The 24623-nt window shown below is 60.2% G+C and carries 31 protein-coding genes; 26 read left to right on the top strand and 5 right to left on the bottom strand.

The window, feature by feature from the left end:
* Positions 1 to 392: 392 nt before the first annotated feature.
* The 4 genes from ACP90_RS01840 (at position 393) to ACP90_RS01825 (ending at position 4601) form a co-directional block, all read left to right on the top strand.
* Complete coding sequence (locus ACP90_RS01840) at positions 393 to 1241, top strand: hypothetical protein (protein WP_145915704.1); 849 nt, start codon at positions 393 to 395, stop codon at positions 1239 to 1241.
* A gap of 71 nt (positions 1242 to 1312) precedes the next feature.
* Complete coding sequence (locus tag ACP90_RS01835; RefSeq protein ID WP_062486332.1) at positions 1313 to 2140, top strand: hypothetical protein; 828 nt, start codon at positions 1313 to 1315, stop codon at positions 2138 to 2140.
* A 125-nt stretch (positions 2141 to 2265) separates the two neighbouring features.
* On the top strand, positions 2266 to 3057 hold the full coding sequence (locus ACP90_RS01830) for an ABC transporter ATP-binding protein (RefSeq protein ID WP_023002660.1): 792 nt from the start codon (positions 2266 to 2268) through the stop codon (positions 3055 to 3057).
* Positions 3054 to 4601, top strand: coding sequence for a hypothetical protein (locus tag ACP90_RS01825; RefSeq protein ID WP_062486328.1), 1548 nt, complete (start codon positions 3054 to 3056; stop codon positions 4599 to 4601). Before ACP90_RS01830 ends, ACP90_RS01825 begins: the two co-directional genes overlap by 4 nt.
* Positions 4602 to 4714: 113 nt before the next feature.
* Here the strand turns inward: ACP90_RS01825 and ACP90_RS01820 are convergent, their stop codons facing one another.
* Positions 4715 to 5449, bottom strand: coding sequence for a Stf0 family sulfotransferase (locus tag ACP90_RS01820; protein ID WP_158514153.1), 735 nt, complete (start codon positions 5447 to 5449; stop codon positions 4715 to 4717).
* A 237-nt stretch (positions 5450 to 5686) separates the two neighbouring features.
* Here ACP90_RS01820 and ACP90_RS01815 point away from each other — a divergent pair, with 237 nt between their 5' ends.
* The 8 genes from ACP90_RS01815 to ACP90_RS01775 all read left to right on the top strand — a co-directional run bounded on the left by ACP90_RS01815 (position 5687) and on the right by ACP90_RS01775 (position 11258).
* Positions 5687 to 6049, top strand: coding sequence for a metalloregulator ArsR/SmtB family transcription factor (locus ACP90_RS01815; RefSeq protein WP_208993430.1), 363 nt, complete (start codon positions 5687 to 5689; stop codon positions 6047 to 6049).
* Complete coding sequence (locus ACP90_RS01810; protein WP_062486318.1) at positions 6046 to 6513, top strand: SRPBCC family protein; 468 nt, start codon at positions 6046 to 6048, stop codon at positions 6511 to 6513. The genes ACP90_RS01815 and ACP90_RS01810 overlap by 4 nt, the downstream gene beginning before the upstream one ends.
* A 78-nt stretch (positions 6514 to 6591) precedes the next feature.
* Positions 6592 to 7428, top strand: a complete 837-nt coding sequence (locus ACP90_RS01805) for an alpha/beta hydrolase (protein WP_353612766.1) — start codon at positions 6592 to 6594, stop codon at positions 7426 to 7428.
* Between the two features lie 106 nt (positions 7429 to 7534).
* Positions 7535 to 7903 (top strand): cupin domain-containing protein, encoded by a 369-nt coding sequence (locus ACP90_RS01800; RefSeq protein WP_062486310.1) that lies wholly within the window; start codon positions 7535 to 7537, stop codon positions 7901 to 7903.
* Positions 7900 to 8730 carry a metallophosphoesterase gene (locus ACP90_RS01795; protein WP_062486307.1) on the top strand — a complete coding sequence of 277 codons (831 nt, stop codon included), beginning with the start codon at positions 7900 to 7902 and terminating at the stop codon, positions 8728 to 8730. Before ACP90_RS01800 ends, ACP90_RS01795 begins: the two co-directional genes overlap by 4 nt.
* A gap of 178 nt (positions 8731 to 8908) precedes the next feature.
* A complete protein-coding gene (locus ACP90_RS01790; protein ID WP_062486304.1) occupies positions 8909 to 9463 on the top strand; it encodes a helix-turn-helix domain-containing protein in 555 nt (184 codons plus the stop codon).
* Positions 9464 to 9600: 137 nt separating this feature from the next.
* On the top strand, positions 9601 to 10440 hold the full coding sequence (locus ACP90_RS01785; RefSeq protein ID WP_062491257.1) for an alpha/beta hydrolase: 840 nt from the start codon (positions 9601 to 9603) through the stop codon (positions 10438 to 10440).
* A 284-nt stretch (positions 10441 to 10724) separates the two neighbouring features.
* Positions 10725 to 11258 carry a hypothetical protein gene (locus ACP90_RS01775; RefSeq protein WP_062486296.1) on the top strand — a complete coding sequence of 178 codons (534 nt, stop codon included), beginning with the start codon at positions 10725 to 10727 and terminating at the stop codon, positions 11256 to 11258.
* A gap of 40 nt (positions 11259 to 11298) precedes the next feature.
* On the opposite strand, the gene ACP90_RS01770 is transcribed toward ACP90_RS01775, so the two are convergent.
* The gene (locus ACP90_RS01770; protein WP_023002656.1) at positions 11299 to 11607 is read right to left on the bottom strand and encodes a DUF1330 domain-containing protein; all 309 of its coding nucleotides are present in this window, start codon (positions 11605 to 11607) and stop codon (positions 11299 to 11301) included.
* Positions 11608 to 11663: 56 nt separating this feature from the next.
* On the opposite strand from ACP90_RS01770, the gene ACP90_RS01765 reads away from it, so the two are divergent.
* Positions 11664 to 12719, top strand: coding sequence for an AraC family transcriptional regulator (locus ACP90_RS01765; RefSeq protein ID WP_158514152.1), 1056 nt, complete (start codon positions 11664 to 11666; stop codon positions 12717 to 12719).
* Between the two features lie 46 nt (positions 12720 to 12765).
* On the opposite strand, the gene phnF is transcribed toward ACP90_RS01765, so the two are convergent.
* Positions 12766 to 13506, bottom strand: a complete 741-nt coding sequence (gene phnF, locus ACP90_RS01760; protein WP_023002654.1) for a phosphonate metabolism transcriptional regulator PhnF — start codon at positions 13504 to 13506, stop codon at positions 12766 to 12768.
* Between the two features lie 132 nt (positions 13507 to 13638).
* Here phnF and phnG point away from each other — a divergent pair, with 132 nt between their 5' ends.
* The 10 genes from phnG to phnN all read left to right on the top strand — a co-directional run bounded on the left by phnG (position 13639) and on the right by phnN (position 21335).
* Positions 13639 to 14124 carry a phosphonate C-P lyase system protein PhnG gene (gene phnG / locus ACP90_RS01755; protein ID WP_062486289.1) on the top strand — a complete coding sequence of 162 codons (486 nt, stop codon included), beginning with the start codon at positions 13639 to 13641 and terminating at the stop codon, positions 14122 to 14124.
* Positions 14124 to 14750: a phosphonate C-P lyase system protein PhnH gene (gene phnH, locus ACP90_RS01750; RefSeq protein WP_062486286.1), complete on the top strand. Its 627-nt coding sequence runs from the start codon at positions 14124 to 14126 to the stop codon at positions 14748 to 14750. The genes phnG and phnH overlap by 1 nt, the downstream gene beginning before the upstream one ends.
* 3 nt (positions 14751 to 14753) lie before the next feature.
* Positions 14754 to 15878: a carbon-phosphorus lyase complex subunit PhnI gene (locus ACP90_RS01745; RefSeq protein WP_062486283.1), complete on the top strand. Its 1125-nt coding sequence runs from the start codon at positions 14754 to 14756 to the stop codon at positions 15876 to 15878.
* The gene (fosX, locus tag ACP90_RS01740) at positions 15875 to 16303 is read left to right on the top strand and encodes a FosX/FosE/FosI family fosfomycin resistance hydrolase (protein WP_062486280.1); all 429 of its coding nucleotides are present in this window, start codon (positions 15875 to 15877) and stop codon (positions 16301 to 16303) included. Before ACP90_RS01745 ends, fosX begins: the two co-directional genes overlap by 4 nt.
* Positions 16300 to 17229 (top strand): alpha-D-ribose 1-methylphosphonate 5-phosphate C-P-lyase PhnJ, encoded by a 930-nt coding sequence (locus ACP90_RS01735; RefSeq protein ID WP_055660043.1) that lies wholly within the window; start codon positions 16300 to 16302, stop codon positions 17227 to 17229. Before fosX ends, ACP90_RS01735 begins: the two co-directional genes overlap by 4 nt.
* Positions 17226 to 18014 carry a phosphonate C-P lyase system protein PhnK gene (phnK, locus tag ACP90_RS01730; protein ID WP_055660045.1) on the top strand — a complete coding sequence of 263 codons (789 nt, stop codon included), beginning with the start codon at positions 17226 to 17228 and terminating at the stop codon, positions 18012 to 18014. The genes ACP90_RS01735 and phnK overlap by 4 nt, the downstream gene beginning before the upstream one ends.
* An 8-nt stretch (positions 18015 to 18022) precedes the next feature.
* Positions 18023 to 18727: a phosphonate C-P lyase system protein PhnL gene (gene phnL, locus ACP90_RS01725; RefSeq protein WP_055660504.1), complete on the top strand. Its 705-nt coding sequence runs from the start codon at positions 18023 to 18025 to the stop codon at positions 18725 to 18727.
* Between the two features lie 145 nt (positions 18728 to 18872).
* A complete protein-coding gene (locus tag ACP90_RS01720) occupies positions 18873 to 19622 on the top strand; it encodes a DUF1045 domain-containing protein (protein ID WP_062491256.1) in 750 nt (249 codons plus the stop codon).
* Positions 19619 to 20764, top strand: coding sequence for an alpha-D-ribose 1-methylphosphonate 5-triphosphate diphosphatase (locus tag ACP90_RS01715; protein ID WP_062486276.1), 1146 nt, complete (start codon positions 19619 to 19621; stop codon positions 20762 to 20764). Before ACP90_RS01720 ends, ACP90_RS01715 begins: the two co-directional genes overlap by 4 nt.
* Positions 20765 to 20777: 13 nt before the next feature.
* Positions 20778 to 21335, top strand: coding sequence for a phosphonate metabolism protein/1,5-bisphosphokinase (PRPP-forming) PhnN (gene phnN, locus ACP90_RS01710; RefSeq protein ID WP_062486274.1), 558 nt, complete (start codon positions 20778 to 20780; stop codon positions 21333 to 21335).
* A gap of 18 nt (positions 21336 to 21353) precedes the next feature.
* Here phnN and ACP90_RS01705 read toward each other — a convergent pair whose 3' ends face one another.
* Positions 21354 to 21704, bottom strand: a complete 351-nt coding sequence (locus ACP90_RS01705; RefSeq protein WP_023002643.1) for a hypothetical protein — start codon at positions 21702 to 21704, stop codon at positions 21354 to 21356.
* A 220-nt stretch (positions 21705 to 21924) separates the two neighbouring features.
* A complete protein-coding gene (locus ACP90_RS01700) occupies positions 21925 to 22458 on the bottom strand; it encodes a winged helix-turn-helix transcriptional regulator (protein WP_208993429.1) in 534 nt (177 codons plus the stop codon).
* A gap of 46 nt (positions 22459 to 22504) precedes the next feature.
* Between ACP90_RS01700 and ACP90_RS01695 the strand changes: the two genes are divergently transcribed.
* The 3 genes from ACP90_RS01695 to ACP90_RS01685 all read left to right on the top strand — a co-directional run bounded on the left by ACP90_RS01695 (position 22505) and on the right by ACP90_RS01685 (position 24559).
* Positions 22505 to 22876: a VOC family protein gene (locus ACP90_RS01695; RefSeq protein ID WP_062486268.1), complete on the top strand. Its 372-nt coding sequence runs from the start codon at positions 22505 to 22507 to the stop codon at positions 22874 to 22876.
* 265 nt (positions 22877 to 23141) lie between these two features.
* The gene (locus ACP90_RS01690; RefSeq protein WP_062486265.1) at positions 23142 to 23510 is read left to right on the top strand and encodes a group 1 truncated hemoglobin; all 369 of its coding nucleotides are present in this window, start codon (positions 23142 to 23144) and stop codon (positions 23508 to 23510) included.
* Complete coding sequence (locus ACP90_RS01685) at positions 23507 to 24559, top strand: adenylate/guanylate cyclase domain-containing protein (RefSeq protein WP_062486262.1); 1053 nt, start codon at positions 23507 to 23509, stop codon at positions 24557 to 24559. Before ACP90_RS01690 ends, ACP90_RS01685 begins: the two co-directional genes overlap by 4 nt.
* Positions 24560 to 24623: the final 64 nt, after the last annotated feature.

The following is a 24623-nucleotide window of genomic DNA, read 5'->3' as shown; positions in this document are numbered from 1 at the left end:
GAAGGAACGTCCGAAACAGGGGACACGATGCCGCCGTTCGTTAAGACTGCATCCTATGACCGGTAAGGGCCGAAAGCTACCGCAGAAATTGACCTAACGGATGTCGGCTTAGGTAATCGATTTTCCAAGAGCCGACCGTCCGCTCCCTCCCCCAAAATCTGCCAGTCGGCAAAGGCCCCTCGGCTTACCGTTTTACTGGAACCAACTCGTAAAATTTCCTCATCTTCCCTTGCGTTAATTCTTGCATTGCCGCACACATCGGCTCACTATCCAGAGCAGTTACTTGTCATACAAAGCCCTGTGACGCGCCATTTCTTGTGCGTTTCAAAGCAAAAGAAAGATGTGCCTGCTGAAGGCATTCAAGGCGCGACAGTCGATCTGGAACCTGACGTATGCCAATTACCTTCGCACCTCGTATCGCCATGTTCGGCTTTGACGCCACGGCCACGCCCAAATGGCAAATGGTGCCGAGGGGGTGGGAGCGCACGATTGTGGTGCGGGGGGCAGGTGCCCTTATTCCCGAATTGACCCCCAACGACATTGCCAGGGTCACCTATCGCCGTGTCGGCGCCGAACACCATCTGACGCTCAAGGGCCTCAAGGCCGGCAAGGGGTTTGTCCGCTTTGTGCCGAACGCCGGGTTTGCGGGGCCTGTTCCCAACAGCGACATTCTGGAAATCTCGGTCAAGACCGAGGTCAAGATCAACACGGCGTTTCACTATGTGAAGGACAACGCCGGCCACAAGACCAACCGCAACATGGGCGACCTCAACGCCCTGATACGGGGCGTCAACCGGTTGCTGGACACCCAGGCCAACGTGCGGATGTACAGAAAGAGCGCACGCACGATAACGGTTCCACAGAACCTAGGCGCTACGGTGCGGTTTTCCAGCCACCTGGCGGGCGTTGCGGCCGCCGAACATGAATGGGACGATGTCACGGCCTTTGCCGATGCTGCCGCGGATTTCAATGTCTTCTTTGTGTGGCAGTATGAGCAGGATGCGACGCCTGCGGTCAACAACACCAGGGCCGGAACCCTGGCCGCCGAGAAGAACTGCCTGATGCAAGATACGATCACCGGCTCGACCCATGCCGAAACCCTGGCACACGAGACCATTCACCTGCGCGGCATCGGCCCGCACAGCGGAACCGCAACACACCTGATCGCCAGTGGCGCGGTGCGGACGGGGCAGCTGATTTCGCGCGCCCAGGCCAACATCATCAATCCGTCGGGCACATAATGGTTCGACACCGCAACCTGACCGGATGCATCGCAGGGGCGTTTCTGGTCACCTGGCTTGCAGGAAGCACTATGGCAGACGACATGAACCTTGAGGCAGAGATCGATACCGCGCTGGCCGGAGGCTCGCCGGAGGCTGTGGTGGAGGCAGGCCCGGCCGCCGTCGCCCCCCTGGCCGCGCGCCTCGCCACAGCGAAGACCACCGGGGAAAAATCAGCCCTGGTGGATCTGCTGGCAGCCGTCGGTGGTGCAGACGCCCTGGCGCCCGTCTTGCCCTATATCGGTGATACCGACCCGGACCTGCGCGCGCGCGCCAGCGCCGCAGCGCTGAAAGTCGTGCTGGCCAATGGCCCACCGTCAGGCCCCATTGCCGAGCAGCTTCAGGCCGAAGTATTAGCGGCACTGGAAGCGCCGGACGCGGAAGGCGGCGTGTTGCTGCTGGGGGCACTGGCACCCGGAGCGGAAGACGCGCTTGAAGCTCACCTTTCCGGCACACGCCTGGTCAAGGCGCAACCACAGGAGCCCACGGCCTCCGCAGCCCTGGCAGCCCGGCTGGCGCTTTCGGCCTTGGGGGACGATGAAGCGCGAACCAGCCTCTTGAAACAAATCCCCGAGGCCGAGCCGGACAGCCTCGTCTTCATGCTGAAGGCCTTGCCCCTGATTGACGCGCCCGAGGTTCTGCATGCCCTGGCCGCAACCACCCTTTCCTCAGACGCCCCCGTCGCGGACGGGCTCCCCAGCGGAGCGGAACCCGCCCGGGAGGTGGCGGACGTTGCAGTCGAGGCGTTTGTCGCACGCTTGAACCTAACCCCTGGCTACAAGGTAACGCCGGGCGCCATCTACACGGCAGACCAACGGGCCGAAGTCGAAAGGCTCATCACGGGTTCAATCCCGAACTAGACAAACCGGTCTTCCAACTCTCTTTTTCGCCCCTGATACCTCAGCCCAGGACAAATGGCCGGATTTTACATTAGCGAAAGGTCCCATCGGTAAACTGGAGAAAACCTTCCAGAGACGAGAAAGTGATGCCGTCTTCCAGTAACGCCGCTCTCGAAATTCTCAATCTTCACAAGCGTTTCAGCGAACCCGCAGTCAACGATCTCTCGTTGAAGGTGCGGGAAGGCGAATTCTACGCCTTGCTGGGCCCCAATGGCGCCGGCAAAACCACCACGCTGCGCATGGTCGCCGGCCTGCTTCAGGCCGATGCGGGGGCGGTCAGGGTCTGCGGCATCGATGCGTTTGCGGATCCGATTGCCGCCAAGCAGGTTCTGGCCTGGGTTCCGGACGAACCCATGGTCTACGACAAGCTGACGCCGCTTGAATATCTCGAGTTCGTGGCAGGCCTCTGGAGCATGCAGCCGGACCTTGCAAGGTTCAAGGCCGACAGCCTTCTGGACGCCTTCGGGCTTGCCCCCCATGCCAATGAGCGCTGCGGCGGGTTCTCGAAAGGCATGCGCCAGAAGGTGGCGCTTGCCGGTGCCCTGATCCACGAACCGCGCCTGATCATCCTCGACGAACCGCTCACCGGCCTTGATGCAGGCTCTGCCCGCCAGGTGAAGAAGGTGTTGACCGGGCTTGTCGCGCAGGGCGTGTCGATCATCATGACGACCCATATCCTGGAGGTGGCGGAGCGCATGGCTGACCGGATCGGCATCATCGCCCGCGGACAGCTTGTTGCCGAAGGAACGCTGGAAGAGCTGCGCCAACGGGCAAGCGCCGGCGGCCATTCCCTGGAGGATATTTTCCTGGAAATCGTGGGCGGCGATGCCGGCGCACATGCGAATACGGCCGAACTCCTTGATGAGAAGGTGGCATGAGAGCGACGGTGGCTTCTTCCGCCCTGTTGCGTTTCTCCCGCCATGAATTGCGGCTGGCATGGCGCGACTGGGCCTGGATGTTTTCAGGCTGGCGCAGCACGAGCCTGCGGCGCGCCCTGATCGGCATGAGCATCTTCTACGGGGTCATGCACCTGATTGCCTACGCGGTGCTTTCCCCCCGCTTTGCCACCGGGTTTGTACTCGACCAGACAGCACAGGCAGTGCTTTCGGTCACGGTGCTGCTCAGCTTCACCATGATGCTGTCACAGGCGATGGAGTCGGTAACACGTGCATTCTACGCAAGGGATGACCTGGACCTGATCCTGTCTTCCCCTGCCCCCTCCCGTGACCTGTTTCTCGTGCGCATCGTCATGATGGCCTTGACGAGCTGGGCCATGTCGGCACTGGTCATCTCACCATTCCTCAATGTTGCGGTGGTGCTTGGCGGGAAGCACTGGCTGGCGGGATATGTGGTTCTACTGGCGGTGTCGCTGAACGCGACCGGGGCAGGCGTTTTGATCACGCTCGCGCTGTTCCGAACGGTTGGCGCGCAGCGCACGCGCTTTTACGCGCAAATTCTGGCAGCGGTCGTTGGCGCGGCCTTCCTCATCGGAATGCAGGTGGTGGCGATCCTGTCCTTCGGGTCGATGTCGCGGTTCACGCTGTTCGATCCTGCCTTCCTGGCAAGCCATGCGCCGGGGGAGGGCTCGCCGTGGTGGTTCCTCGCCCACACTGTGGCCGGACAGACCAATGCCGTGTTCCTGTTCCTGGCGGTTTCCGTCGCGTTTTTTGCGGTCGGGGCCTGGCGCGGCGCGGTCCAGTTCCGCAGCATTGTCGTGCTCGCACTTGGCGTTACGGAAAAGACCCCGCGCGGCCGCGTTTCCGAGCGGACCTTTCGCAGTTATTCGCCGCTCGGCGCGCTCGTCTTGAAGGAACTCAAGCTCATCGCCCGCGATCCCTGGCTGATATCCCAGACGCTGATGCAGGTTCTCTATCTCATCCCGCCGGCGGTCATGCTCTGGGTCAGCTTTGGCGAGAAAACCGAGATTTCCGTGATCGTCGCCCCGGTTGTCGTCATGGCGGTTGGGCAGCTTGCCGGCGGCCTCGCCTGGCTGACCATCTCCGGTGAGGACGCACCCGACCTGATTGCAACAGCCCCCATCTCTGCGTTCACACGCCTGTGGGCGAAAGTGCTGTCGGTGCTGACGATTATCGCAGCAATCGTGCTGCCGATCTCCCTGGGCCTGGCGCTCATATCTCTCTGGGGCGCTGTCATCACCGCCACCGGCGCCATGACCGCGGCAGCAAGCGCAGTGCTTGTTCAACTCTGGTTCCGGGCACAGGCCAAGCGCACAACCTTCCGGCGCCGTCAGGTCGCTTCCAAGGCCTCCACGCTTGCGGAGGCCGCCGCATCCATTGCCTGCGCGGCCGGGACGGCCCTCGTCGCGGCGGCAAGCCCGCTGGCGATCCTCCCGGTCTTCCTGCTGTTGAGTGTGCTCGGAATCTCCTGGAGCATCCGTCCGAAACACAGCGCAAGCGCCTGAGGGACACCGCACTTCAAGCAAGTGGCTATTGACTGAATCATCGCCAGCCAACCTGCCAATGGGGCGGTGCGATGGGCAAATCGACTGCCGGAACCACGCCCACGCAAGTTCGCTCAAGGATCCCGTGAAGCTCTGCGGGTGCCGCATTCGGCAAGATATCGATGATAGAAATCCGTGTTCAGGCCGCTCGCCTGGCGTTGCAGTGAAGTCGTTTCGATAGCTTGGCCGGGCATGCCCAGCCAGTCCAGCAGGAGCTGTGTTGCCGCGCGGGGATCCTGGGCGAAGCGCTCATAGGCGGCATGGAACGGCACGATGCCGTTCTGTCTGAAATAGGCCAGCCAGCTTTCGCAGTCCTGAGAAATCCAGTTCACAAGCCTGTCGATGCTTTCAAAATCGTAGCTGGGCTCGGCGATGCACTCCTGCGAGGAAACCCATTGCTGGGTCTGGATGGCAATGTGAAGCGATACGGCCTGATAGTAGATGTCGCCCCGGTGATTGTAGACGTAGAGGCAGTCGCCGAAGAGCTCTTCCAGCCTGGTCACGCCGAGTTCCCGCAACAGGTCGAACTGATAATTGTGCAGCATCAGCGAGACCGGCAGACCCGAACCGGCGTCAAAATCCCGGATCGCCCGCACATAGCGCTTCAGCTCTTCTGCCGTTGCGGGCAGATCGTGAAACTCCGGCAGGAAGTGCCGGATCTTCTTGTCGAAATGCCCCTGCCCGAACCACTCGTAGCTTTGCCGGGTCACCTTCGACGCACTCAGCGTCGTTGCCAGCGCCGTGCTGCCCGTTCTCTGGGTAGAAGCAAATACAATCGTGTCGCACGCAAGGCGGTGTGGGGCTGTCACAAAGGTACCTCGCCCGGGAGAAATGTTGGCAACCGCAAGCTTGGGCCGCCTGGATTTGCGGGTCAACAGGCGTTCCCACACATCGCCTTGATACGGCAGGCAGGCGCCTTCAGAGTGATTGATGGATCAAATTGCCACGCAGAACCCTACGAAGCAGATCTCCCCTCCGGTCGATGATTGCGCCAGCCAGTGGGCTCTTATCGACTAAAAGTTAGCCAACTGGAAAACTTTCTTGACATGACGGACGCCGCATCATTACTTAGCCATATGGCTAACTTAGATTCGATCTTCCACTGTTTGTCCGACACGACCCGGCGCGCGGTAATCGCACAATTGGTCAACGGACCAGCCCCGGTTTCGGAACTTGCGGCATCCCATGAAATGGCGCTGCCGAGTTTTCTCAAACACATCAATGTGTTGGAGAAGAGCGGTTGGATCGAAACGAATAAGTCCGGCCGAATCCGAACTTGCCGCCTTCGCCCGGAAACGGTCCGTGCTGCAGAAGGCTGGCTGGAACAACAGCGACGCCACTGGGAGGCGCGGCTCGATCGGCTCGACGCATTTCTGGCCAACATGAATGAGGCAGAGGACAAGGAATGACACACGACCCCGAACTTGATTTGGTGCTCGAACGGAAGGTTTCCGCATCTCCCGCACAGCTTTGGCGCGCCTGGACAGAACCGGAGCTGCTTGCTCAATGGTTTGCCCCCAAACCGTGGACAGTGGCGCGGGCCGCTATCGAACCGCATCCCGGCGGGATTTTCACTGTCGTTATGGCGTCGCCGGAAGGGAACGAAATGGCAGAACCTCCCGGCTGCGTTCTACTTGCAAAACCCGAGCAGCGACTGGTCTGGACTGATGCCATGGGGCCAGGTTTCAGGCCCAACGGCGAAACGTTCATGAGCGTGGACATCACCATGCGCCCTACCGAAGGCGGAACGTATTACCGGGCATTGGTGATGCACAAAAATCCGGAAGACAGAAAACGGCACGAGGAAATGGGTTTCCACTCTGGATGGGGAACCTGCCTCGACCAACTCGAAGCTTTCGCGCGCAGTCTTTGACAGTCAGGTGCGACAGGCAAGGCTGAGGATAACCTTTCCATGAAAAGACATATGACGAGTGCCGCTTTGATCTTGTCGATGCTGGCGTCACCCAGCATCGCGCTTGCCGACTCTACACTACAAAACGGCTATGCCGAGGTGAACGGCATGCGGATGTATTACGAGATAAGCGGTGAAGGCGAACCGATTGTTGTCCTCCATGGGGCATACATGAACATTCAGTCTATGGGTGACATCATCCCAATGCTGGCGGAGACCAGACGCGTTTACGCGGTGGAACTCCAAGGGCACGGCCGGACGGAAGATATAGACAGGTCCATAACTTACCCTGCCTTGGCAGAAGATGTTGCCCTATTCATGGATGCCCTGAACCTGCCAGAAGCAGACGTTTTCGGCTACTCCATGGGCGCCGCAGTCGGGTTTCAGCTTGCGGTGCGCCACCCTGGGAAGGTCGATCAACTGGTCGCCGCTTCCCTTGCCTACGACATTGAGGGCATGCAGCCGGAATATCGCGCCATGGTACCCTCCATGACGCCAGATATGTTCACCGGAACACCGATCGAGCAAGACTGGAAGAGGTTGGCACCCGATCCGGACGGGTTCGACGATTTCGTTACACGCATGATCGGTCTGGAACATGAGCCGGTATCCTGGGAAGAGGACGTCAGGACCTTGCAGGCCCCTGTGCTCCTGATTTCCGGCGACGCCGACGTCTCGACCCTTGAGCACTCGGTGGCAATGTTCCGTCTTCTGGGCGGCGGTTCGATGGGCGATCTGGGAAATCCCTTGCCCGCGTCGCGCCTTGCGATTTTGCCGGCAACCTCCCACACCGCGATCATTCGGCAACCGGAATTGCTTAATGCGTTCATTGCCCCCTTCCTTGCGGGAGAAACACCGAAAGGCATGTTCGACTAACCCTCCCAGATCGGGCTGGCCGGCATCGACAATTTCCGACGCAGGCACCGGTGTTGCCGCTCGTGCAGAACGCACAACAAAATCAAACCTCAACACAGGTCAAGGCATGTACACGCTCGTGAGCACCGCAACGGCGGCACACTACAATTGGGGCGACAACTGTGACGGCTGGGTTCTGGCGAACAGCGACCCACTCCTGATTATCGAGGAGTTCATGCCCGCACGCACAGCCGAACAGCGTCACTATCACTCCCGCGCGAGGCAATTCTTCTATGTTCTCGATGGTTGGTTGACGATGGAGATAGAAGGCCATTTGTATAAGGTCCCGGCCCGGCAAGGCATCGAGATCCCGCCCCTTGTATCCCATCAGGCAAGAAACGACGAACGTTCCGGAGTGACGTTTCTGGTCATATCGACCCCAACGTCCCGCGGTGACAGAACTATCGCGCCTCCGAACCAGGATCAGATCACATGATCAGAATTGCAGTTGTTACAGATATTCATCATCACGCAACGCATGGAAAATCTGCTCTCCATTCTCTCGCGGACTTCGTGGTCTGGGCAAACACCGAAAAGCCAGACATTGTTCTTGATCTGGGAGATCGCATTACCGACGTTGACAAACAAACAGATATGCGTCTCCAGAGAGAGGTTGCAGAAATCTTCGCGGAACTGGAAGCACCGGTGCAGCATTTGTGCGGCAACCATGATCGTGACAACCTGAGCGTTGGTGAAAACGCGGAAATCCTGCGCACTGGGCTGGATAACACCGTAATTGACCTCGGCGGCTGGAAACTTGCAGTGTGGCGCGCCGATACCAGATTCACATATCATGAGACGAACGCAGGGTTTGTTCTGCCTGAAGCCGACCTTCGCTGGTTATCTCAGATGACCCAGCAGGTCGACAAGCCGACACTGATCGCCAGTCACATCCCGTTTTCAGGACACAGCCAGATCGGCAATTACTATTTTGAGCGAAATGCCGAATATTCGACCTATCCGCAATCACAGCGCATCCGCGCAGCTATTGCCCAGGCGCGGGTGCCACTCGCCTGTATCGCAGGACACGTGCACCGGAACACGGTCACAACAATTGACGGCATTCCACACCTCACACAGCAAAGCCTGACCGAATGCTTCACCACGGGCGGAGAGCCTGCCCACGCCTGGGGTCTTTTGAAACTCGGCTCCAAACTTGAGTGGCAAGTTTTCGGGAACGATCCGTTTGAGCTGAGGCTCACTCCCTCTCGGAAACGCTCGCCGGCTCCTCTCGCTCCCTTCGTCTTCGAGCAGCGCGCATAATTATAGTAAGCATTCGGGTTAACGCAGCGGCTTTTTGGGTTGCCACTAAGACATTCAGCCTCCCGGTTATCCCCTCGCAACATGTCTTGCTTCGTTCAGCGTCGCCATTGTTTCCTTGCGCGGATTTCAGATGACGTGCGACACAAGGCTTTCAGCTCAGCCACAAGACGGATCAAGAATGCCGCGGCCAAAGAAAGTTTCGGATATTGATGTTCTCAATGCCGCTCTGGAAGTCCTGGCGGAAAAAGGAGCAGGCTTCACATTAAGTGATGTTGCCAGCCGGGTAGCGCTCTCCCGGGCAACTCTCATCCAGAGATTTGGTGATCGCGACGCCATCCTCCACAGGATGGCAAGACATGAGGTCGACACGACGAGGGCCTGGCTTGCCGAACTTCCTGTCAACCGGGGAAAAGACAATCTCTGGCAGTTTCTGGTCGAGATTGTCGAGAGCATGGGCAGCGGAGAGGGGTTCTCTGCACGGGTTGCGATCGCGGCTCTGGAAGCGCGCGATCCCATTCTCCGGGCTTGTGCAAACGAACGGTATCAACTTGTCCAGGCCGCTATAGCGGCTCGTCTCACCGGCCATCAGGATGCGGAAGAGATTGCAGCGCATCTGCATGCCATAATCGCTGGCGCCACCATGCAATGGGTTGCAAGTGACGGAAGAGTTCCATTGCCAGCCTTTGTCCTCGAACGTCTCGAAACTGCGTTCAAGTGGCTGCCTATCGATTGACAAAAGCTCACCTCCATTTATAACCTGCGCGCAGGTTATAAATGGAGGGCGCAATGAATCGGCGAGATGCCATGGCGTTGGTCGTGTCAGCTGTAGTCTTTGCAAGAAGCTCTCTTGCCAGAGAGAGCGGAGACCTGATGTTTGTCGACAGTGGAGACGTTCGCATTGCAACCCAGACCTTCGGAGTTCCTGAAGGTACGCCACTCCTCCTCATAATGGGAGCGACGGCGTCCATGCTCGGGTGGCCGGATGAGTTGTGCAACCTCTTGGCCGAACAGGGTTTTTTTGTCATCCGCTTCGACCATCGTGATACCGGATGCTCAACAACAGTGCCGCCTGGTGAGGCGACCTACGCAATTGAGGACATGGCGACGGATGTCCTGGCCGTAATGGAGTCATACGGACTGCCAGCGGCACACCTGGCAGGCATGTCCCTCGGCGGATATATCTCCCAGATGCTCGCCCTGTCTCATCCGGAGCGCATTCACTCCGTCACGCTGATCGGAAGTGAACCTTTGGGCTGGGACGGTGCTCCACTTCCGACAATCTCCGATGATTTTCTTCGACACTTTGCGGGTTTCGGAGAACTGGACTGGCAAGACAGGCGAACCGTTTCCCGTTTCCTCGTCGAGATAGACAGGCTGTGCAGCGGGACAGCAAACACCTTCGATGCAGAAGCGGCACTCGCAAGGGTGGAGAAGGTCCTTGATCGAACCGAGAGCCCCGCCAGCATGTTCAACCATTCTTCCCGGACAACGCGGGAAAACTGGGCTGGCCGTTTCCGCGAGATCTCCTGCCCGGTTTTCGTCCTGCATGGATCGGAGGACCCTATCCTGCCGGTCGAAAATGGCAGAGCTCTGGCTGAAGGCATACCAGGGGCCGAGCTTGCGATCCTCGAAGGGGTCGGCCATGAATTACCCGGGTCGCACCACCGCGAAATAGCAGATCGAATGATACGTTTCGCCTTGGCCCGCTAGGCGGAGAACGACATTCCTACCAAGGTTTTGGGACTAATTCTGTTCACTATTGGAGTTGCCGTTTCCTCGATGTGCCAATGGAGCATGCCATCTGACAGCAATCGTTGGCTGATCTGAAGCCGGACATGCAGTTTACTGAACCTGTCCTTAAGCAAATTCGCGTCTAGTCGGCAATGCGCATGCGCCGCATTGCCGGAAACGGCAAAGGTTCGAGCGTGCGCAAAGGTCGCCGCCGCGCGAGGGGCCGGTGTCCGCATATCAATATGCATTCGAGGTATTTTGGAATGAATTTCAGAGCTTTTGTCTCGGTGCTGGCCTTGCTGCCGGCAACAGGTGCGGTTGCCGCGCCGTTCAGCAGCGGCGATTGGGAAACCGCCAGGATCGGCAGCACCTGCCTTGTCTATAACAACGCTCCGGCGCGCGACACCTCCGGCTCGTTGCAGTTCAGCTTCGACGTCAATGGCTATAATGCGGATTTCACATACGAATATGCGCCCTACACCGAAAACGAAGAAGACCCCTGGGCCGAGACCGACCTGGTTGAAATCACCATCGACGAGGAAGATTCCTGGCTGGGAGGAGAGATGTTTCCCGTCGGATTGCAGGACCCTTACCAGATCTCGATGACGTCCGGCTTCGTGAAGGACATGGCCGCCGCGGTGGCAGATGCGCAGACAACGATCGACATTTCCGTCGAACGCGAAAGCCTGGGCGAAACCTGGCTCTACGGCCGCTTCTCGCCGGCCGGCTTCAGCGAGAGCCTCGCCAAGGCCGCCGAGATGTGCGACTTCGACCCGGCCAATTTGCCGGAATCCTGATCAAGCGTCGGCCACGCACCCGTCACGGGCGCTTGTTTCCTCAAGTGCCCGGACCATGCTCGAACCCGCCCAACAGAACGCCGTCACACCGGGCTGCGGCAATCCTGTCTTTCTTAAGCGGGGCATAAAGATCGGACTCATACCAGGCTCGGGCAGTCTGGCTGTCGGGAAACTCGATCAGCACCGGGATATTGGGCGTCCAGTCACCTTCCAGAACGCTATCCATGTCGCCGAGAACACGGTAGCGCCCGCCAAAGTGTTCCACGGTTTCAAAGACCTTGGCGCGATAGGCACCCAGGCGTTCCGGATCGTGGATTTCCCTGACGTCGAAAAACACGAATGCAGCCATGGCGAAGTGTCCTTCCGTTGATTTCTTACCTGCGGCTGGAAATGCTAAACTCGGACATGTCCCGGCTCCATGCTCCACTGTCCGCAAGTTCTGCCCTCGCATCCGCGCGGGGAACGGCAACCCCTGCCGGGTCTGGACCAGCACAGGATCCACTCGCCGACGTTCTGAACCTCGTGCGCCTGACCGGTGCGCTGATGTTCCTGGTGGATGCCAGCGACCCCTGGTGCGTCGATATTCCCCACACGAATGCCTACCGCGCGATCCTTGCAGATCCCGGGCAGCACGTGCTGTCCTATCATGTCGTCCTGGAAGGCTCAGGCCTGGCCTCCATACCGGGCGAGGCGCCCATCCGGTTCAACCGGGGTGACGTTCTCGTCTTCCCGCAGGGCGATGGATACCGGATGGAAAGCGCAACTGGAACGCCTCCCGAGTTCAGTGCGGACGAGGTCGTCGACTTTTTCGAAAACCTTACCGCCGGACGCTTGCCGAGCATCGTTCCGGAAGGCGGTGGCGGACACCCGCGGGCCTTGTTCCTGTGCGGGTTCCTCGCCTGCGACGCAAGACCCTTCAACCCGCTGCTTGCAAGGCTCGAACGCCGGCTTCTGGTCTCGTCATCCGAAAGGACTGATGACAGTCTGCAAAGGCTGATCGACATAGCCCGGACAGAAATACAGTCAGACCAGCCCGGCAGCCGCAGCGTACGCCTGCACCTGTGCGAACTGATCTTCATCGAAACGCTTCGCCGCCATGTGCTGTCGCAGGCCCCGGCGAGCGAAGGCTGGCTCGGCGCCCTCACCGACCCGGTCGCCGGTGCCGCGATCACCGCCATACACGCCGACCCGGCATCGGACTGGACGCTGGAACGCCTTGCCCGGCAGATCAACACGTCCCGCACGGTGCTGACCGAACGCTTTGCCGGAAAAATGGGTCAGGGACCGATGCAATATGTGACGTCCTGGCGCCTGCAGCTCGCAGCGCGCCAATTGCGGGACAGCAGATCATCAATTGCGGAAATCGCCTGGAACGTGGGTTACCGGTCGGAAGCAGCGTTTTCCCGCGCATTCAAGAAGATGGCGGGCATGTCACCCGGAGCCTGGCGGCGGATTGGTTGATCCTTCGGGCATGGCTGGCGAACCAACCTCGCGTCAATGCAAGCGTCTAAACCTCGCCGCTGACCACCAGTTGCATGCGGTCCGCCGCCACGCGGGCACGGGTGTATTGCAGGGGCTTGCCGGTCATGTCCAGGTTGACGCTTTCCATCACCATCACCGGCTGGCCCAGCGCCAGACCAAGCTGCTGGGCATCGCGGTTTTCCACCAGCTCGGCCGTGATGCGCGTTTCCTTGCGGCGGTAATCGGAAATGCCGGCGCGTTGCAAAGCCGCGGTGATTGATCCGGTGTCGGCATAATCGGCGACGAAATTGGGCACGCGGGACTGTTCGAACCAGCTTGTGGCCGCGATCATCGGCACACCATCGGCAACGCGCAGGGTTTCCACGCGAATGAGCAGCGTTCCGAGCGGCACGCCAAGCTGATGCGCCAGCAGGGCGTCGGCTTCCTCGACAGCCGAGCCGATCAACCGTCCGGACGGTGCCCGAAGTTGGCCCGAAACGATTTCCGAAAAGCGCGTGCGCGGACCGATAGGATAGCTGAGCGGGGCTGAGGCAACAAAGGTGCCACGGCCCTGGTCGGCCCGCAGAATACCATCCGACGTCAGCGCGGCGATTGCCCGGCGCACCGTGTGGCGGTTGACGCCGAACCGGCTTGCAAGCTCGGATTCCGGAGGCAGGCGGCTGCCTTTTTCAAAGGCCCCGCTCACGATTTCCGCCTTCAGCGTTTCCATGATCTGGCGCCACACCGCAATTCCGGCGCTGCGGTCGAGAGTGCTGTTCGTCGTCATGAGCCCGTCATCAAATTTCGGTACCAAAGAGTCAACCGGATTATTTGTCTAGACAAATAGACAAATCAAGTCTAGGACAAGGGCGTTTTCAAACGCTTTCCGAAGAACCGCCCAACCCAAAAGGCGCGCTTCATGACAGACATTACCTCTTCCGCCTCCCCAGACACCCAACCCGGCGCAGCCGTGAGCGCCCGTCAGAAGGTGATCGCGACACTGGCCGCAGCCTCCGCCGAGGCCGTCGCGGAAAAATTCAGCGCACTTCCACCGCAAAGCTACGAGCTGGTGCGCCAGCCCGAAACCGGCCTTGTGATGGTGCGCGGCCGCATGGGCGGCACCGGCAGTCCGTTCAACCTGGGCGAGGTCACGGTCACCCGCTGCGTTGTTCGCCTGGAAACCGGTGAAACCGGCAATGCCTACAGCCTTGGCCGCAACAAGCAGAAAGCGCTGCAGTCCGCCGTGATCGACGCCCTGTGGCAACACCCTGCAATGCAGGAGCGCATCGAGACGGACATCATCGCGCCGCTGGCCGAAGCCCAGGCAGGAACGCAGGAAACCGTTCGCGAGGAAACCGAGGCCACCAAGGTCAACTTCTTCACCATGGTGCGGGGAGACAACTGATGAGCGCAGCACAACAGACCGCCGCCGCACCGCTGGCCGCAGGATTTCAGGACCCGGTTCACGATGCGCAGGGTTGCTTTCGCGCGATCATGAATGCCATGGCCCGCCCGGGTACGCGGCAGGCGATTTCCGCCGGCAGTCTGAAGCCGCCCGCACCGCTGACGCAGGTGGCCGCCACCATTGCCCTGACACTGTTCGACTACGACACGCCGATCTGGCTCGACAAGCCTTTGATGACGTCGGACGCCGTGAAGACCTTTCTGCGCTTCCACACCGGCTGCCCGATCGTCACCGAACCGGTGGAAGCGGCCTTTGCGCTGGTCAGCGCACCGGTGAACATGATCCCGCTGGCAAGTTTCAACCAGGGATCCGCCGAATATCCGGACCGGTCGACAACGGTGATCCTGACTGGTCAGGACTTCGGGTCCCATCCGGCAGTCTCCTTTAGCGGTCCGGGCATCAAGGACACCGTTTCCTTTGGCACCGGTCCGGTTCCGCCAGTGTTCTGGGACCAGGTGATTGCCAACAACCGCCAGTTTCCACGGGGTATCGATCTGGTCTTTGCCGGACAGGATGTGCTGTCTGCCCTGCCCCGTTCCACCCGCATCCTCAAAGCGGAGGTCTGATCCATGTATGTAGCCGTAAAGGGTGGCGAAAAGGCCATCCGCAACGCCCACAAGCTCATGGCCAAGCGCCGCCGGGGCGACACCTCCGTTCCCTCGCTGACGCTGGAGCAGATCGCCCAGCAGCTGTCCCATGCTGTCGCCCGTGTCATGGGCGAAGGCTCGCTCTACGACGAGATGCTGGCCGCGCTTGCCATCAAGCAGGCGCGCGGAGACCTGATCGAAGCCGCGTTTCTGATGCGTGCCTACCGCACGACCCTGCCACGGTTCGGCTACAGCCAGCCGATTGACACCGCGAAGATGCTGGTGGAACGGCGCGTTTCAGCCACCTACAAGGACCTGCCGGGCGGCCAGATGCTGGGCCCGACCTTCGACTACAGCCACCGCCTTCTGGATTTCGCGCTGGCCGCCGAAGAGGACGGTCTCGAAAAGCCTGTCGAAACAGCTACCGCTGAAGAAGGCAGCATGCCGCGCGTCACCGACCTGCTGGGCGACGAAGGCCTGATGGAGCCGGACCCGGTAACCGACGAGGATGCGCCCGTCGGCGACCTGACCCGCGAGCCCCTGTCCTTCCCGGCCGACCGGGACCTGCGCCTGCAGAACCTCGCCCGTGGCGACGAAGGCTTCCTGCTGGCATTGGCCTATTCCACCCAGCGCGGCTACGGCCGCACACACCCCTTCGCCGGCGAAATCCGCTACGGCGAGGTCGAAGTGGAATTCTTCGCCGAGGAACTCGGCTTTGCCGTCACGCTCGGCGCCATCAAGGTAACCGAGTGCCAGATGGTCAACCAGTTCAAGGGTTCGGCCAAGACCGCCCCGACCTTCACCCGGGGTTACGGTCTCGTGTTCGGGCAGGTGGAGAGAAAGGCCATGTCCATGGCCATGGTCGACCGTTCCATGCGGTGGCAGGAACTGGGCGAGGAACAGTCCGCCCCGGCTCAGGATGTCGAATTCGTCCTGTCCCATTCAGACAACATCCAGGCGACCGGTTTCGTCGAACACCTGAAGCTGCCGCATTACGTCGATTTCCAGGCCGAACTCGATCTGGTGCGCCGGATGCGCGGCGAATGGTTCGAAAAACGCCGCCAGGAAGAAGAAGAGGGCAGCACCGCCCAGGAGGCGGCGGAATGAGCAGCGGACTCAGTCATATGACGTTCATCGTCAGTGATCTGGACAGGATGACGAACCTGCTGACGACGGTGCTCGAAGCTCGGGAAGTCTACTCCAGTCAAGAGGCCACCTTTTCCCTCTCCCAGGAAAAGTTCTTTCTGGTCGGTGACGTCTGGATCGCGATCATGCAGGGCGATGCCCTGAACGAGCGCACCTACAATCACGTGGCTTTCAAGATTGAAGAGGAAGACTTCGACACGAAGCTGGCAGCCGTCGAGCGCCTTGGCCTGGAAGTCAAACCACCGCGCGCCCGCGTCGAAGGTGAAGGCAGGTCCATCTACTTCTACGACAACGACAATCACCTGTTCGAGTTGCACACCGGAACGCTGGACATGCGCCTCGACCACTATCGCCGGATACTCAGGGAACGGAGTGCTGCGCAATGAACGACACGGCTCAGATTTTCGAACAGGGCGAATACAACTTCGCCTATCTGGATGAGCAAACCAAGCGCATGATCCGCCGGGCAATCCTGAAGGGCATCGCGATACCGGGTTACCAGGTGCCTTTCGCCTCGCGCGAAATGCCGATGCCCTATGGCTGGGGCACCGGCGGGGTGCAGGTCACGGCGGCAATTCTGGGCAAGGACGATTGCCTGAAGATGATCGACCAGGGCTCCGACGACACCACCAACGCGGTTTCCCTGCGCGGTTTCTTTGAAAAGACCGCCGGCGTGCGCACGACCTACGAGACGTCGGAGGCAAGCGTCATCCAGACCCGCCACCGGATTCCGGAAAAGGCCCTGCGCGAAGACCAGATCATCGTCTTCCAGGTGCCGATCCCCGAGCCGCTGCGCTTCCTGGAGCCACGCGAAACCGAGACCCGGAAGATGCATGCGCTCGAGGATTACGGCCTCATGCATGTGAAGCTTTACGAGGACATCGCCAAGAACGGCCATATCGCCACCACCTACGCCTATCCGGTGAAGGTCAACGACCGTTACGTGATGGATCCGTCGCCGACGCCGAAGTTCGACAACCCGAAGATCGACCAGATGGCAGCGCTTCAGCTTTACGGTGCCGGGCGTGAGAAACGCATCTACGCCATTCCGCCCTACACCAAGGTGAAGAGCCTCGACTTCGAGGACTATCCTTTCGAGGTGCAGAAATTCGACAAGCCCTGCGGCCTGTGCGGCGCGGAGAATGTCTATCTCGACGAGGTGATCCTGGATGACAAGGGCGGGCGCATGTTCGTCTGCTCCGACAGCGACTATTGCGAGGAACGGCGCGCGGACGGCCATCTCGGCCCGATGGCGGCCGATCCGGCGGCACACCAGTTCGGCGCCACCCAGGCAGAGGAGACCGCCCGATGAACGCCTTTCCCTCCGCGGACCCGCTGCTGCAGGTTCATAACGTCACCCGCTATTATGGCGACCGCATCGGCTGCGCCGATGTCTCCTTCGATCTCTGGCCCGGTGAGGTGCTTGCCATCGTCGGCGAAAGCGGCTCCGGCAAGACCACGTTGCTCAACTGCCTGTCGACACGTCTCGCGCCGACGGCGGGAGCCATCGAATACCGCATGCGCGACGGCACCATGCGCAACCTCTATCAGCTGACCGAGGCCGAGCGCCGCCTGCTGATGCGCACCGACTGGGGGTTCGTGCACCAGAATGCTGCGGACGGGCTGCGCATGAACGTTTCCGCAGGCGCCAACGTCGGCGAAAGGCTGATGGCGGTTGGCGAGCGCCACTACGGCAACATCCGCTCCACCGCCGACGACTGGCTGGGACGAGTGGAAATCGACAGCGACCGGATCGACGACGATCCGCGCTCCTTCTCCGGCGGCATGCGCCAGCGCCTGCAGATCGCCCGCAACCTCGTCACGAGACCACGGCTGGTCTTCATGGACGAGCCGACCGGCGGTCTGGACGTCTCCGTGCAGGCACGTCTTCTCGACCTCTTGCGCCGTCTTGTGGCCGATCTCGGACTTTCCGTGGTCATCGTCACCCACGACCTTGCGGTCGCCCGGCTGCTGTCGCACCGGATCATGGTGATGCGCCACGGCAACGTCATCGAAAGCGGCCTGACGGACCAGGTGCTCGACGATCCGCGCGAGCCCTATACCCAGCTGCTTGTTTCTTCCATTCTCCAGGTATGAGGACCGAAATGCCCGTACGCCTCTATCTCAACAACGTCGGCAAGTCCTTCACCATGCACCTGCAGGGCGGAACCGTCATTCCTGTGGTCGAGAAGGTCGAATTCTCGGTGAATTCCGGCGAATGTGTCGTCCTTGGCGGCCCCTCCGGCGCCGGCAAGAGTTCGATCCTCAAGATGATCTACGGCAACTACCGCTGTGACGAGGGTCAGATCCTGGTGACCGTCGGCGATGAAATCGTGAACATTGCCGGGGCCGAGCCGCGCAAGGTTCTGCGACTGCGCGAAGACACGATCGGCTATGTCAGCCAGTTCCTGCGCACCATCCCGCGTGTTTCGGCCGAAGACGTCGTCGCCGAGCCGCTTATTGCCCAGGGCACCAGCGAGGAAGAAGGCGTCGACAAAGCCCGCTCCCTGCTGTCGCGGCTGAATGTGCCCGAGCGCCTCTGGACCCTGCCGCCCGCCACGTTCTCCGGCGGCGAGCAGCAGCGCGTGAACATCGCCAGGGGGTTCATTGCCCATTATCCGATCCTGCTGCTGGATGAGCCTACCGCCTCTCTCGACGCTGCCAACCGGGCCGTGGTCGTGCGTCTGGTGGAAGAAAAGAAAACCCAGGGCGTTGCCATGGTGGGCATTCTTCACGACCAGGACGTCCGGGAACAGATCGCCGACCGCATCATCGACGTGACCGGTTTCAGCGCGGAGGCAGCCGCCTGAGCCACGAGATGAGGAAAGGCTTGCAGACGGGCGGAAACTGTCACAGAAAAGTCACCGCCCGCCTTTAGGTCACTCCCTCAGAAAGTTGAAGGATGTGGCCCTGCCACATCCGGCCAAACCACATTTCAAAATCGCGATTTTCTTCATGCGCTATGCCCTCTATTTCGCCGCCGATGCCGACGACCGCCTGATGCAGCTCGGAAATTCCTGGCTTGGGCGCGATCCCTTTTCCGGCAAGGCCTTTCCGCAGCCGGAGCTGCCCGGCATGACATCGGCACGTTTCCAGGAGTTGACGACCGACCCCCGGCGCTATGGATTTCACGGGACTTTGAAAGCCCCGTTTTCCCTTGCAGCCGATCAGACCGAGGCAGCGCTGCTGGACGCCTGCGCAGCCTTTGCGGCGGAAATCGCCCCTTACGAGATAGAAGCGCTCGGCGTAAACAGGCTTGGCCGCTTTCTGGCGCTGACCCCTGAGGCAGAAGAGCCGGCCCTGCGCGCCTTCGCCGGCCTGTGCGTGCGTCGCTTCGAGCCGTTCCGCGCACCACTGTCCGAGGCGGATCTTGAGCGCCGCCGCAAGAGCGGACTGTCGGAAAGGCATGACACCTATCTCGTCAGGTGGGGCTATCCCTATATCTTCGATGAATTCCGCTTCCACCTGACCCTTTCCAACAAACTGGAAGACGACAGCGACATGGAGCGGATGGCAAATGCCGCCCAGGACCACTTTGCGGATGTCATCGGCAAGAAGCGGCTGTGCCGCCACGTTGCGCTCTACACCGAAGCCGAACGCGGCGCGCCTTTCCAGGTCCATACCGTCTTTCAGCTGACCGGCAGCGTCGCTCCCGCCGACGCCCTCAGCCAGGCCGAGCGTCTTTCCCAAGAGGAATCTGCATGAGCAAGCATCCCAAAGTCTTCAAGAATGCCAGTCTGGTTCTCGCAGGCGAAGTGTTCGACGGTTCCCTGACGATCGATGATGCCGGTCTGATTTCCGGCATCGGGTCACCGACCGAGGTCGATGGGCATGATTGCGAAGGCGACTACCTGCTACCTGGCCTGGTCGAGCTGCACACCGACCACCTGGAAACCCACTATGCTCCGCGTCCCAAGGTGCGCTGGAGCCCGGTTTCCGCCGTGCAGGCCCACGACGCCCAGATCGCGTGTTCCGGCATCACCACCGTGTTCGATGCGCTGCGCGTCGGCATGGATGAAGACGCGGACCTTGGTTATTCGGATATGCGCGCGCTAGCGGATGCCATTGAAACCGGCCAGCGGGAAAACCGCCTGCGCGCCGACCATTTCATCCACCTTCGCTGCGAAGTATCTGCGCCCGACGTTCTCAGCGCCTTCAAGGTGTTCGAGGACGACGACAGCATCCGCCTGATCTCGCTGATGGACCACACCCCCGGTCAGCGCCAGTTCGTGTCGATGGATGCCTACAAGATCTACTATCAGGGCAAGAAGGGCTTCACCGACGCCCAGATGGACGATTTCATCCGCAAGCGCCAGGCGCGTGCCAGCAGCCTCGCCCCTGAAAACCGCAAGCACCTGTCGGCCATCGCCCAGGCCCGTGGCATCGCCATCGCCAGCCACGACGACGCCACCACCGCCCATGTGGACGAGGCGATTTCACTGCAGACGAAAATCGCCGAGTTTCCAACCACACTGGAAGCCGCCAAGGCATCTCACGAAGCCGGTATGGCCGTTTTGATGGGGGCACCGAACGTCGTGCGCGGCGGATCCCATTCCGGCAATATCTCGGCAAAGGAACTTGCCGAAGCGGGCGTTCTGGATGTGCTCTCCTCGGACTATGTGCCGATTTCGCTGCTGCAGGCTGCGTTCCAGCTGGCTGCGGAGGTCGAGGCGATTGCCCTGCCACAGGCGGTTGCCATGGTCACGGCGACGCCTGCGAAGGCCATTGGCCTGCAAGACCGCGGCACCCTGGAACCCGGCCTCAGGGCCGATCTCATCCAGGTGAAAATGGTTGGTGACATCCCGATCGTGCGCGGTGTCTGGCGCGAGGGCAAACGGGTTGCCTGAGGCTGCGTCCGACATGACAGAAAAACTCGGCCCCGGCCGCATGGTGCTCGTGGTTGGGCCGAGCGGGGCCGGCAAGGACACATTGATGGCCGCGCTCAAGGCCCGTCTGGCGGGCCGGACGGACGTCAGCTTCGCCCGGAGAGCGATCACCCGGCAGGCCGATGTCGAGGCCGAGGATCACGATACGCTTTCGCGCGCCGAATTCGATCAGCTGAGGGCTGCCGGAAAGGTTGCCCTGTGCTGGGAGGCCCACGGGCTCGGCTACGTCATCCCGCAAAGCTACGACCAGGCAATCGAAGCAGGCGTAACCGTGATTGCCAATGGCTCGCGCAAGGTGTTGAAGCACGCAGAGGACAAGTACCGAAACGCCAGCGTTCTGCTGATAACCGCGCCGGTCGAAGTCCTCGCCGAACGCCTCGCCGCACGTGGCCGCGAAAGCAGACAGGAAATAGAGGAACGGCTGCGCCGTGCCGACCTTGAACCGGAAAACGTCGCCAATCTGATCCGCATTGAAAACACCGGCACGGTGGAGGAAGCGGTCGACAGGATGGTCGCCGCACTCGGCCTTTGACCTCAACCGTACCCGTCTCTAATCCGCAAACGCGCTCTGAACGGCCTGACTGAAAATCAGCGCCCTGGCATCCAGTGCGTCCTGATGATCACCGTCGAACGCGTGAACCATGGTGCGGAACTGTTTTGCCTCTTCGCCCAGTTCGGGCTCCCCGACCGCCCGGCGGAGATGGATCAGGGCGTGTTCGTGCCTGACCACAAGGTCTGCCAGATGGAGGGCGGAACCGATCATGTAGGCCCGATACTGCAGGCGTTTGACATGATCGAGCCTGTGAACATCCGGTTCCTGCAAAAGCTGCCAGAATCCGATGACATTCCTACAAGCGGTGCGCATCAGGCGACCGCATTTCTCTTCGTCTGACCGGGACATGCTTGCCTCGCAAGATTCGCCTCGACCATTCAAGCGTAGCGCTACACCCGGAAACTGCAATGAACCAGAAGAGTCATGATGCGTCATTACACGCCCAGATTCATTGATTTCGAAATTATTGTTCTTGGACAAAGACTTGTGCGGTGGATTGCAGCCGGGAAAACTTCATTTCAAGGCCAGAAAATACAACCACAGGGTAGAACTTTGGTTCACATCCGGGTCAACGGGCGCCCGCAGCGATCGCCTGATTGATTTTCAAACCCGCATTCACGGCGTGATAGATCGGGAAAGGTGTGCGCTGTGACAGGTCGATGTCCCGCCTCAGCCACTCCTGCTCTTCCAGAACACCAAGGGACTTCGACAGGGCCCGGTCCGTCACCGGTCCGAGGTCTGACTTGATCGCCGAAAACCGGCTTGGCGCCCCGGTTACTGCCAGGATAGGCACCGTCCAGCTGCGTCGCAGTACCGAAAAGGCATCCTCGTTCGGAACGATCTCCTCGATCCGGCTCGCCATGGCAGCAACAACCTTGCCTTTGTCCGTCAGCCGAAACTCGGGCCGCAGGGGATGGCCGTGGCCGGGGTTTCGCTCCAGCAGTCCAAGCTGGAACAGATGTTCAAGGCTTGCTGTAAAAGAACTGCGGCTCGCACCTGTCGCCGCGATCAGCGGGGCTTGCCGACCGGAAACACCTGCATGCAACTGAGCCAGAATTTTCAGCGACCAGGCTTTGGATGTGAGGTTGACAAGAAGCTGCATATTCATATTTTATAGCTACTATACTTTTGATACATAGGAAAGTCTCATGCCTCTCGTTTCTCTGGATAATACGATCACTCTCGCCCTCTCCGTTCGCGACAGGCATGCAAGTGCCGACTGGTACGCGGAAAAACTCGGGTTCGAGTTGCTCTATCATATGGACGACGCTGGCTGGAGCGAGCTGGCAACCCGAACCGAAGGCGTGACCCTGGGACTGGGCGAACAATCCGAACCCACGCCCGGAAACACGGTTCCCGTCTTCGGCGTGGCCGATATCGCAGGTGCCCGCAGTGCGCTGGAAGGGGCCGGTGTCAAATTCGACGGAGCGACGGAGACCATCGAAGGCATGGTCAGCACCGCAACCTTCTACGATCCGGATGGCAACGCGCTCATGCTTGCTCAGGACCTGTCCAAATAGGCGACTCACAAGGAACAGGAGCCCCCGAAGAACATCGGCACATCCGGTCGGGCGTCCGACCGGATACTGTCTGCAGAGGGTTTTCGCAAACATCCAAGGCACGAATTTACGATCTGACAGGCAGCACGCGACAGAAATACGTCATGCTTCCCAGAGGAAGCTGACGAATGACGCAAAGGAATAGTCGACACAAAATCTTTGCATTGCCAGAATAGTCGACTACTCTCTTATTCTTGATCTCATTCTGAAAATCGAGTTCTGCGGCATGCCTGCGACATTGTTTGAAAAGTACGGCGGCTTCGGGTCGGTGAGCCGCATCGTAATGACCTTTTACGACAAGGTTCTCGATTCCGACGAGATCGGTGACTTTTTCGACGACGTCGACATGACCCGCCTGATCGATCATCAGACCAAGTTTATCTCCTATCTGTTGGGCGGGCCGGTCAGCTATTCGGAAGAGCGGCTGAGACGAACCCATGCCACCCTTAACCTGAAAAACGAGGACTTTGACGAAGTTGCACGTCTCCTGCGCGAGACGCTGGTGGAACACAAGTTCGACCCTGCAGACATCAAGTCCGTGATGTCGGCAGTCGAAGCGCGACGTTCCGCCATCCTTTCGACCGGTGCGACATGAGCATCACCGCCATCAACCAGCAGCTCTTGCGCGCGATCGGGGTCGGCATTGCCGTCGTCAACAGCAAGGACCTCCAGTTCCTGTTCCAGAACGCTCCGTTTTCCGATTGGTTCGGCAAGCCCGAAGCCGTCACCACGCTTGCCGATCTGCTGCCGGTTATCGACATCGAACAGCTTCGTGAAGCAATCAAAGAGCAGGGACGCTTTTCCGGAGAAGTCTCCGTCAAGCTCAAGCGCCGGACCCTGGTCATCGCCCTGACCGTTTCGCCAGCTGAAGAGCAGGACTTCCTCGTCGTTGAGTGCCAGAACATCACACGGATCCGCGAACTGGAGTCGATGATCGACAGTTACTCCTCCATGGTAGAGCGGAATACGCGCGAACTGGAACGCGAGAAGGAACGTGTCGAGCGTTTGCTGCTCAACCTGATGCCGCGTTCGGTCTACGAGGAGTTCAAGACCTTCGGTGTCGTCACGCCGCAGCTTTACGAGAGCGTTTCCGTGGTCATGCTCGACTTCGTGGACTTCACGAAATTCTCCGCAGAGCACGACCCGACGGTGACGCTTGGAGAACTGAACGACATCTTTACCGCATTCGACCGTATCGCCGAGCAATTCGGCTGTGAGCGCATCAAGACCATCGGCGATGCCTATCTTGCCGTTTCAGGCATGCCTGAGCCGTCACCGGATCATATGCGCGCTGTTGCCAACTGCGCCGTGCGCTTCATTCGTTACCTGGAGCGCCGAAACCAGAGCCATCAACACAAGTGGCGGGCGCGTGTCGGACTGGGTACGGGATCGGCAGTCGGTTCCGTCGTCGGAATCCAGAAGTACGTTTATGACGTCTTCGGCTCGGCAGTGAACCTTGCCGCACGACTGCAGGAATTCGCCAATCCCATGTGCGTCGTTGCCCCGGATGCCATGAAGGAATTCCTGGTGGACGAGTTTCACCTGGAAGACCTTGGCAAACGCGAGATCCGCAGCTTCGGAGAAATGCGGCTGATGCGGGTCAGCCCTGGTGTCGAACTGGCTCATAGGGCGCGGCAGTTCTGACCGGACAACAAGTCCGCTGCCAGGTCACCCGCACAGCCGAAACCTGCCCGCTCAGTCCCACGAC

Origin of the sequence: Labrenzia sp. CP4 (assembly GCF_001579905.1) — a bacterium.
In the GTDB taxonomy this organism is placed as follows: Bacteria; Pseudomonadota; Alphaproteobacteria; order Rhizobiales; family Stappiaceae; genus Roseibium; species Roseibium algicola.
Note: the sequence above shows the minus strand (reverse complement) of the source record. Positions and strands in the feature narration are given on the sequence as shown.

Bases quoted from the DNA above. Each gene is read 5' to 3' on its own strand.
- ACP90_RS01695 (WP_062486268.1), top strand. From the start codon at position 22,505: ATGCCTCTCGTTTCTCTGGATAATACGATCACTCTCGCCCTCTCCGTT.
- ACP90_RS01700 (WP_208993429.1), bottom strand. From the start codon at position 22,458: ATGCAGCTTCTTGTCAACCTCACATCCAAAGCCTGGTCGCTGAAAATT.
- ACP90_RS01705 (WP_023002643.1), bottom strand. From the start codon at position 21,704: ATGTCCCGGTCAGACGAAGAGAAATGCGGTCGCCTGATGCGCACCGCT.
- ACP90_RS01765 (WP_158514152.1), top strand. From the start codon at position 11,664: ATGTCCCGGCTCCATGCTCCACTGTCCGCAAGTTCTGCCCTCGCATCC.
- ACP90_RS01720 (WP_062491256.1), top strand. From the start codon at position 18,873: ATGCGCTATGCCCTCTATTTCGCCGCCGATGCCGACGACCGCCTGATG.
- phnK (WP_055660045.1), top strand. From the start codon at position 17,226: ATGAACGCCTTTCCCTCCGCGGACCCGCTGCTGCAGGTTCATAACGTC.
- ACP90_RS01830 (WP_023002660.1), top strand. From the start codon at position 2,266: ATGCCGTCTTCCAGTAACGCCGCTCTCGAAATTCTCAATCTTCACAAG.
- ACP90_RS01770 (WP_023002656.1), bottom strand. From the start codon at position 11,607: ATGGCTGCATTCGTGTTTTTCGACGTCAGGGAAATCCACGATCCGGAA.
- ACP90_RS01775 (WP_062486296.1), top strand. From the start codon at position 10,725: ATGAATTTCAGAGCTTTTGTCTCGGTGCTGGCCTTGCTGCCGGCAACA.
- phnL (WP_055660504.1), top strand. From the start codon at position 18,023: ATGCCCGTACGCCTCTATCTCAACAACGTCGGCAAGTCCTTCACCATG.
- ACP90_RS01825 (WP_062486328.1), top strand. From the start codon at position 3,054: ATGAGAGCGACGGTGGCTTCTTCCGCCCTGTTGCGTTTCTCCCGCCAT.
- ACP90_RS01835 (WP_062486332.1), top strand. From the start codon at position 1,313: ATGGCAGACGACATGAACCTTGAGGCAGAGATCGATACCGCGCTGGCC.
- fosX (WP_062486280.1), top strand. From the start codon at position 15,875: ATGAGCAGCGGACTCAGTCATATGACGTTCATCGTCAGTGATCTGGAC.
- phnG (WP_062486289.1), top strand. From the start codon at position 13,639: ATGACAGACATTACCTCTTCCGCCTCCCCAGACACCCAACCCGGCGCA.
- ACP90_RS01840 (WP_145915704.1), top strand. From the start codon at position 393: ATGCCAATTACCTTCGCACCTCGTATCGCCATGTTCGGCTTTGACGCC.
- ACP90_RS01715 (WP_062486276.1), top strand. From the start codon at position 19,619: ATGAGCAAGCATCCCAAAGTCTTCAAGAATGCCAGTCTGGTTCTCGCA.
- ACP90_RS01805 (WP_353612766.1), top strand. From the start codon at position 6,592: ATGCTGGCGTCACCCAGCATCGCGCTTGCCGACTCTACACTACAAAAC.
- ACP90_RS01745 (WP_062486283.1), top strand. From the start codon at position 14,754: ATGTATGTAGCCGTAAAGGGTGGCGAAAAGGCCATCCGCAACGCCCAC.
- ACP90_RS01790 (WP_062486304.1), top strand. From the start codon at position 8,909: ATGCCGCGGCCAAAGAAAGTTTCGGATATTGATGTTCTCAATGCCGCT.
- ACP90_RS01800 (WP_062486310.1), top strand. From the start codon at position 7,535: ATGTACACGCTCGTGAGCACCGCAACGGCGGCACACTACAATTGGGGC.
- phnF (WP_023002654.1), bottom strand. From the start codon at position 13,506: ATGACGACGAACAGCACTCTCGACCGCAGCGCCGGAATTGCGGTGTGG.
- phnN (WP_062486274.1), top strand. From the start codon at position 20,778: ATGACAGAAAAACTCGGCCCCGGCCGCATGGTGCTCGTGGTTGGGCCG.
- ACP90_RS01785 (WP_062491257.1), top strand. From the start codon at position 9,601: ATGTTTGTCGACAGTGGAGACGTTCGCATTGCAACCCAGACCTTCGGA.
- ACP90_RS01795 (WP_062486307.1), top strand. From the start codon at position 7,900: ATGATCAGAATTGCAGTTGTTACAGATATTCATCATCACGCAACGCAT.
- phnH (WP_062486286.1), top strand. From the start codon at position 14,124: ATGAGCGCAGCACAACAGACCGCCGCCGCACCGCTGGCCGCAGGATTT.
- ACP90_RS01735 (WP_055660043.1), top strand. From the start codon at position 16,300: ATGAACGACACGGCTCAGATTTTCGAACAGGGCGAATACAACTTCGCC.
- ACP90_RS01815 (WP_208993430.1), top strand. From the start codon at position 5,687: ATGACGGACGCCGCATCATTACTTAGCCATATGGCTAACTTAGATTCG.
- ACP90_RS01690 (WP_062486265.1), top strand. From the start codon at position 23,142: ATGCCTGCGACATTGTTTGAAAAGTACGGCGGCTTCGGGTCGGTGAGC.
- ACP90_RS01685 (WP_062486262.1), top strand. From the start codon at position 23,507: ATGAGCATCACCGCCATCAACCAGCAGCTCTTGCGCGCGATCGGGGTC.
- ACP90_RS01810 (WP_062486318.1), top strand. From the start codon at position 6,046: ATGACACACGACCCCGAACTTGATTTGGTGCTCGAACGGAAGGTTTCC.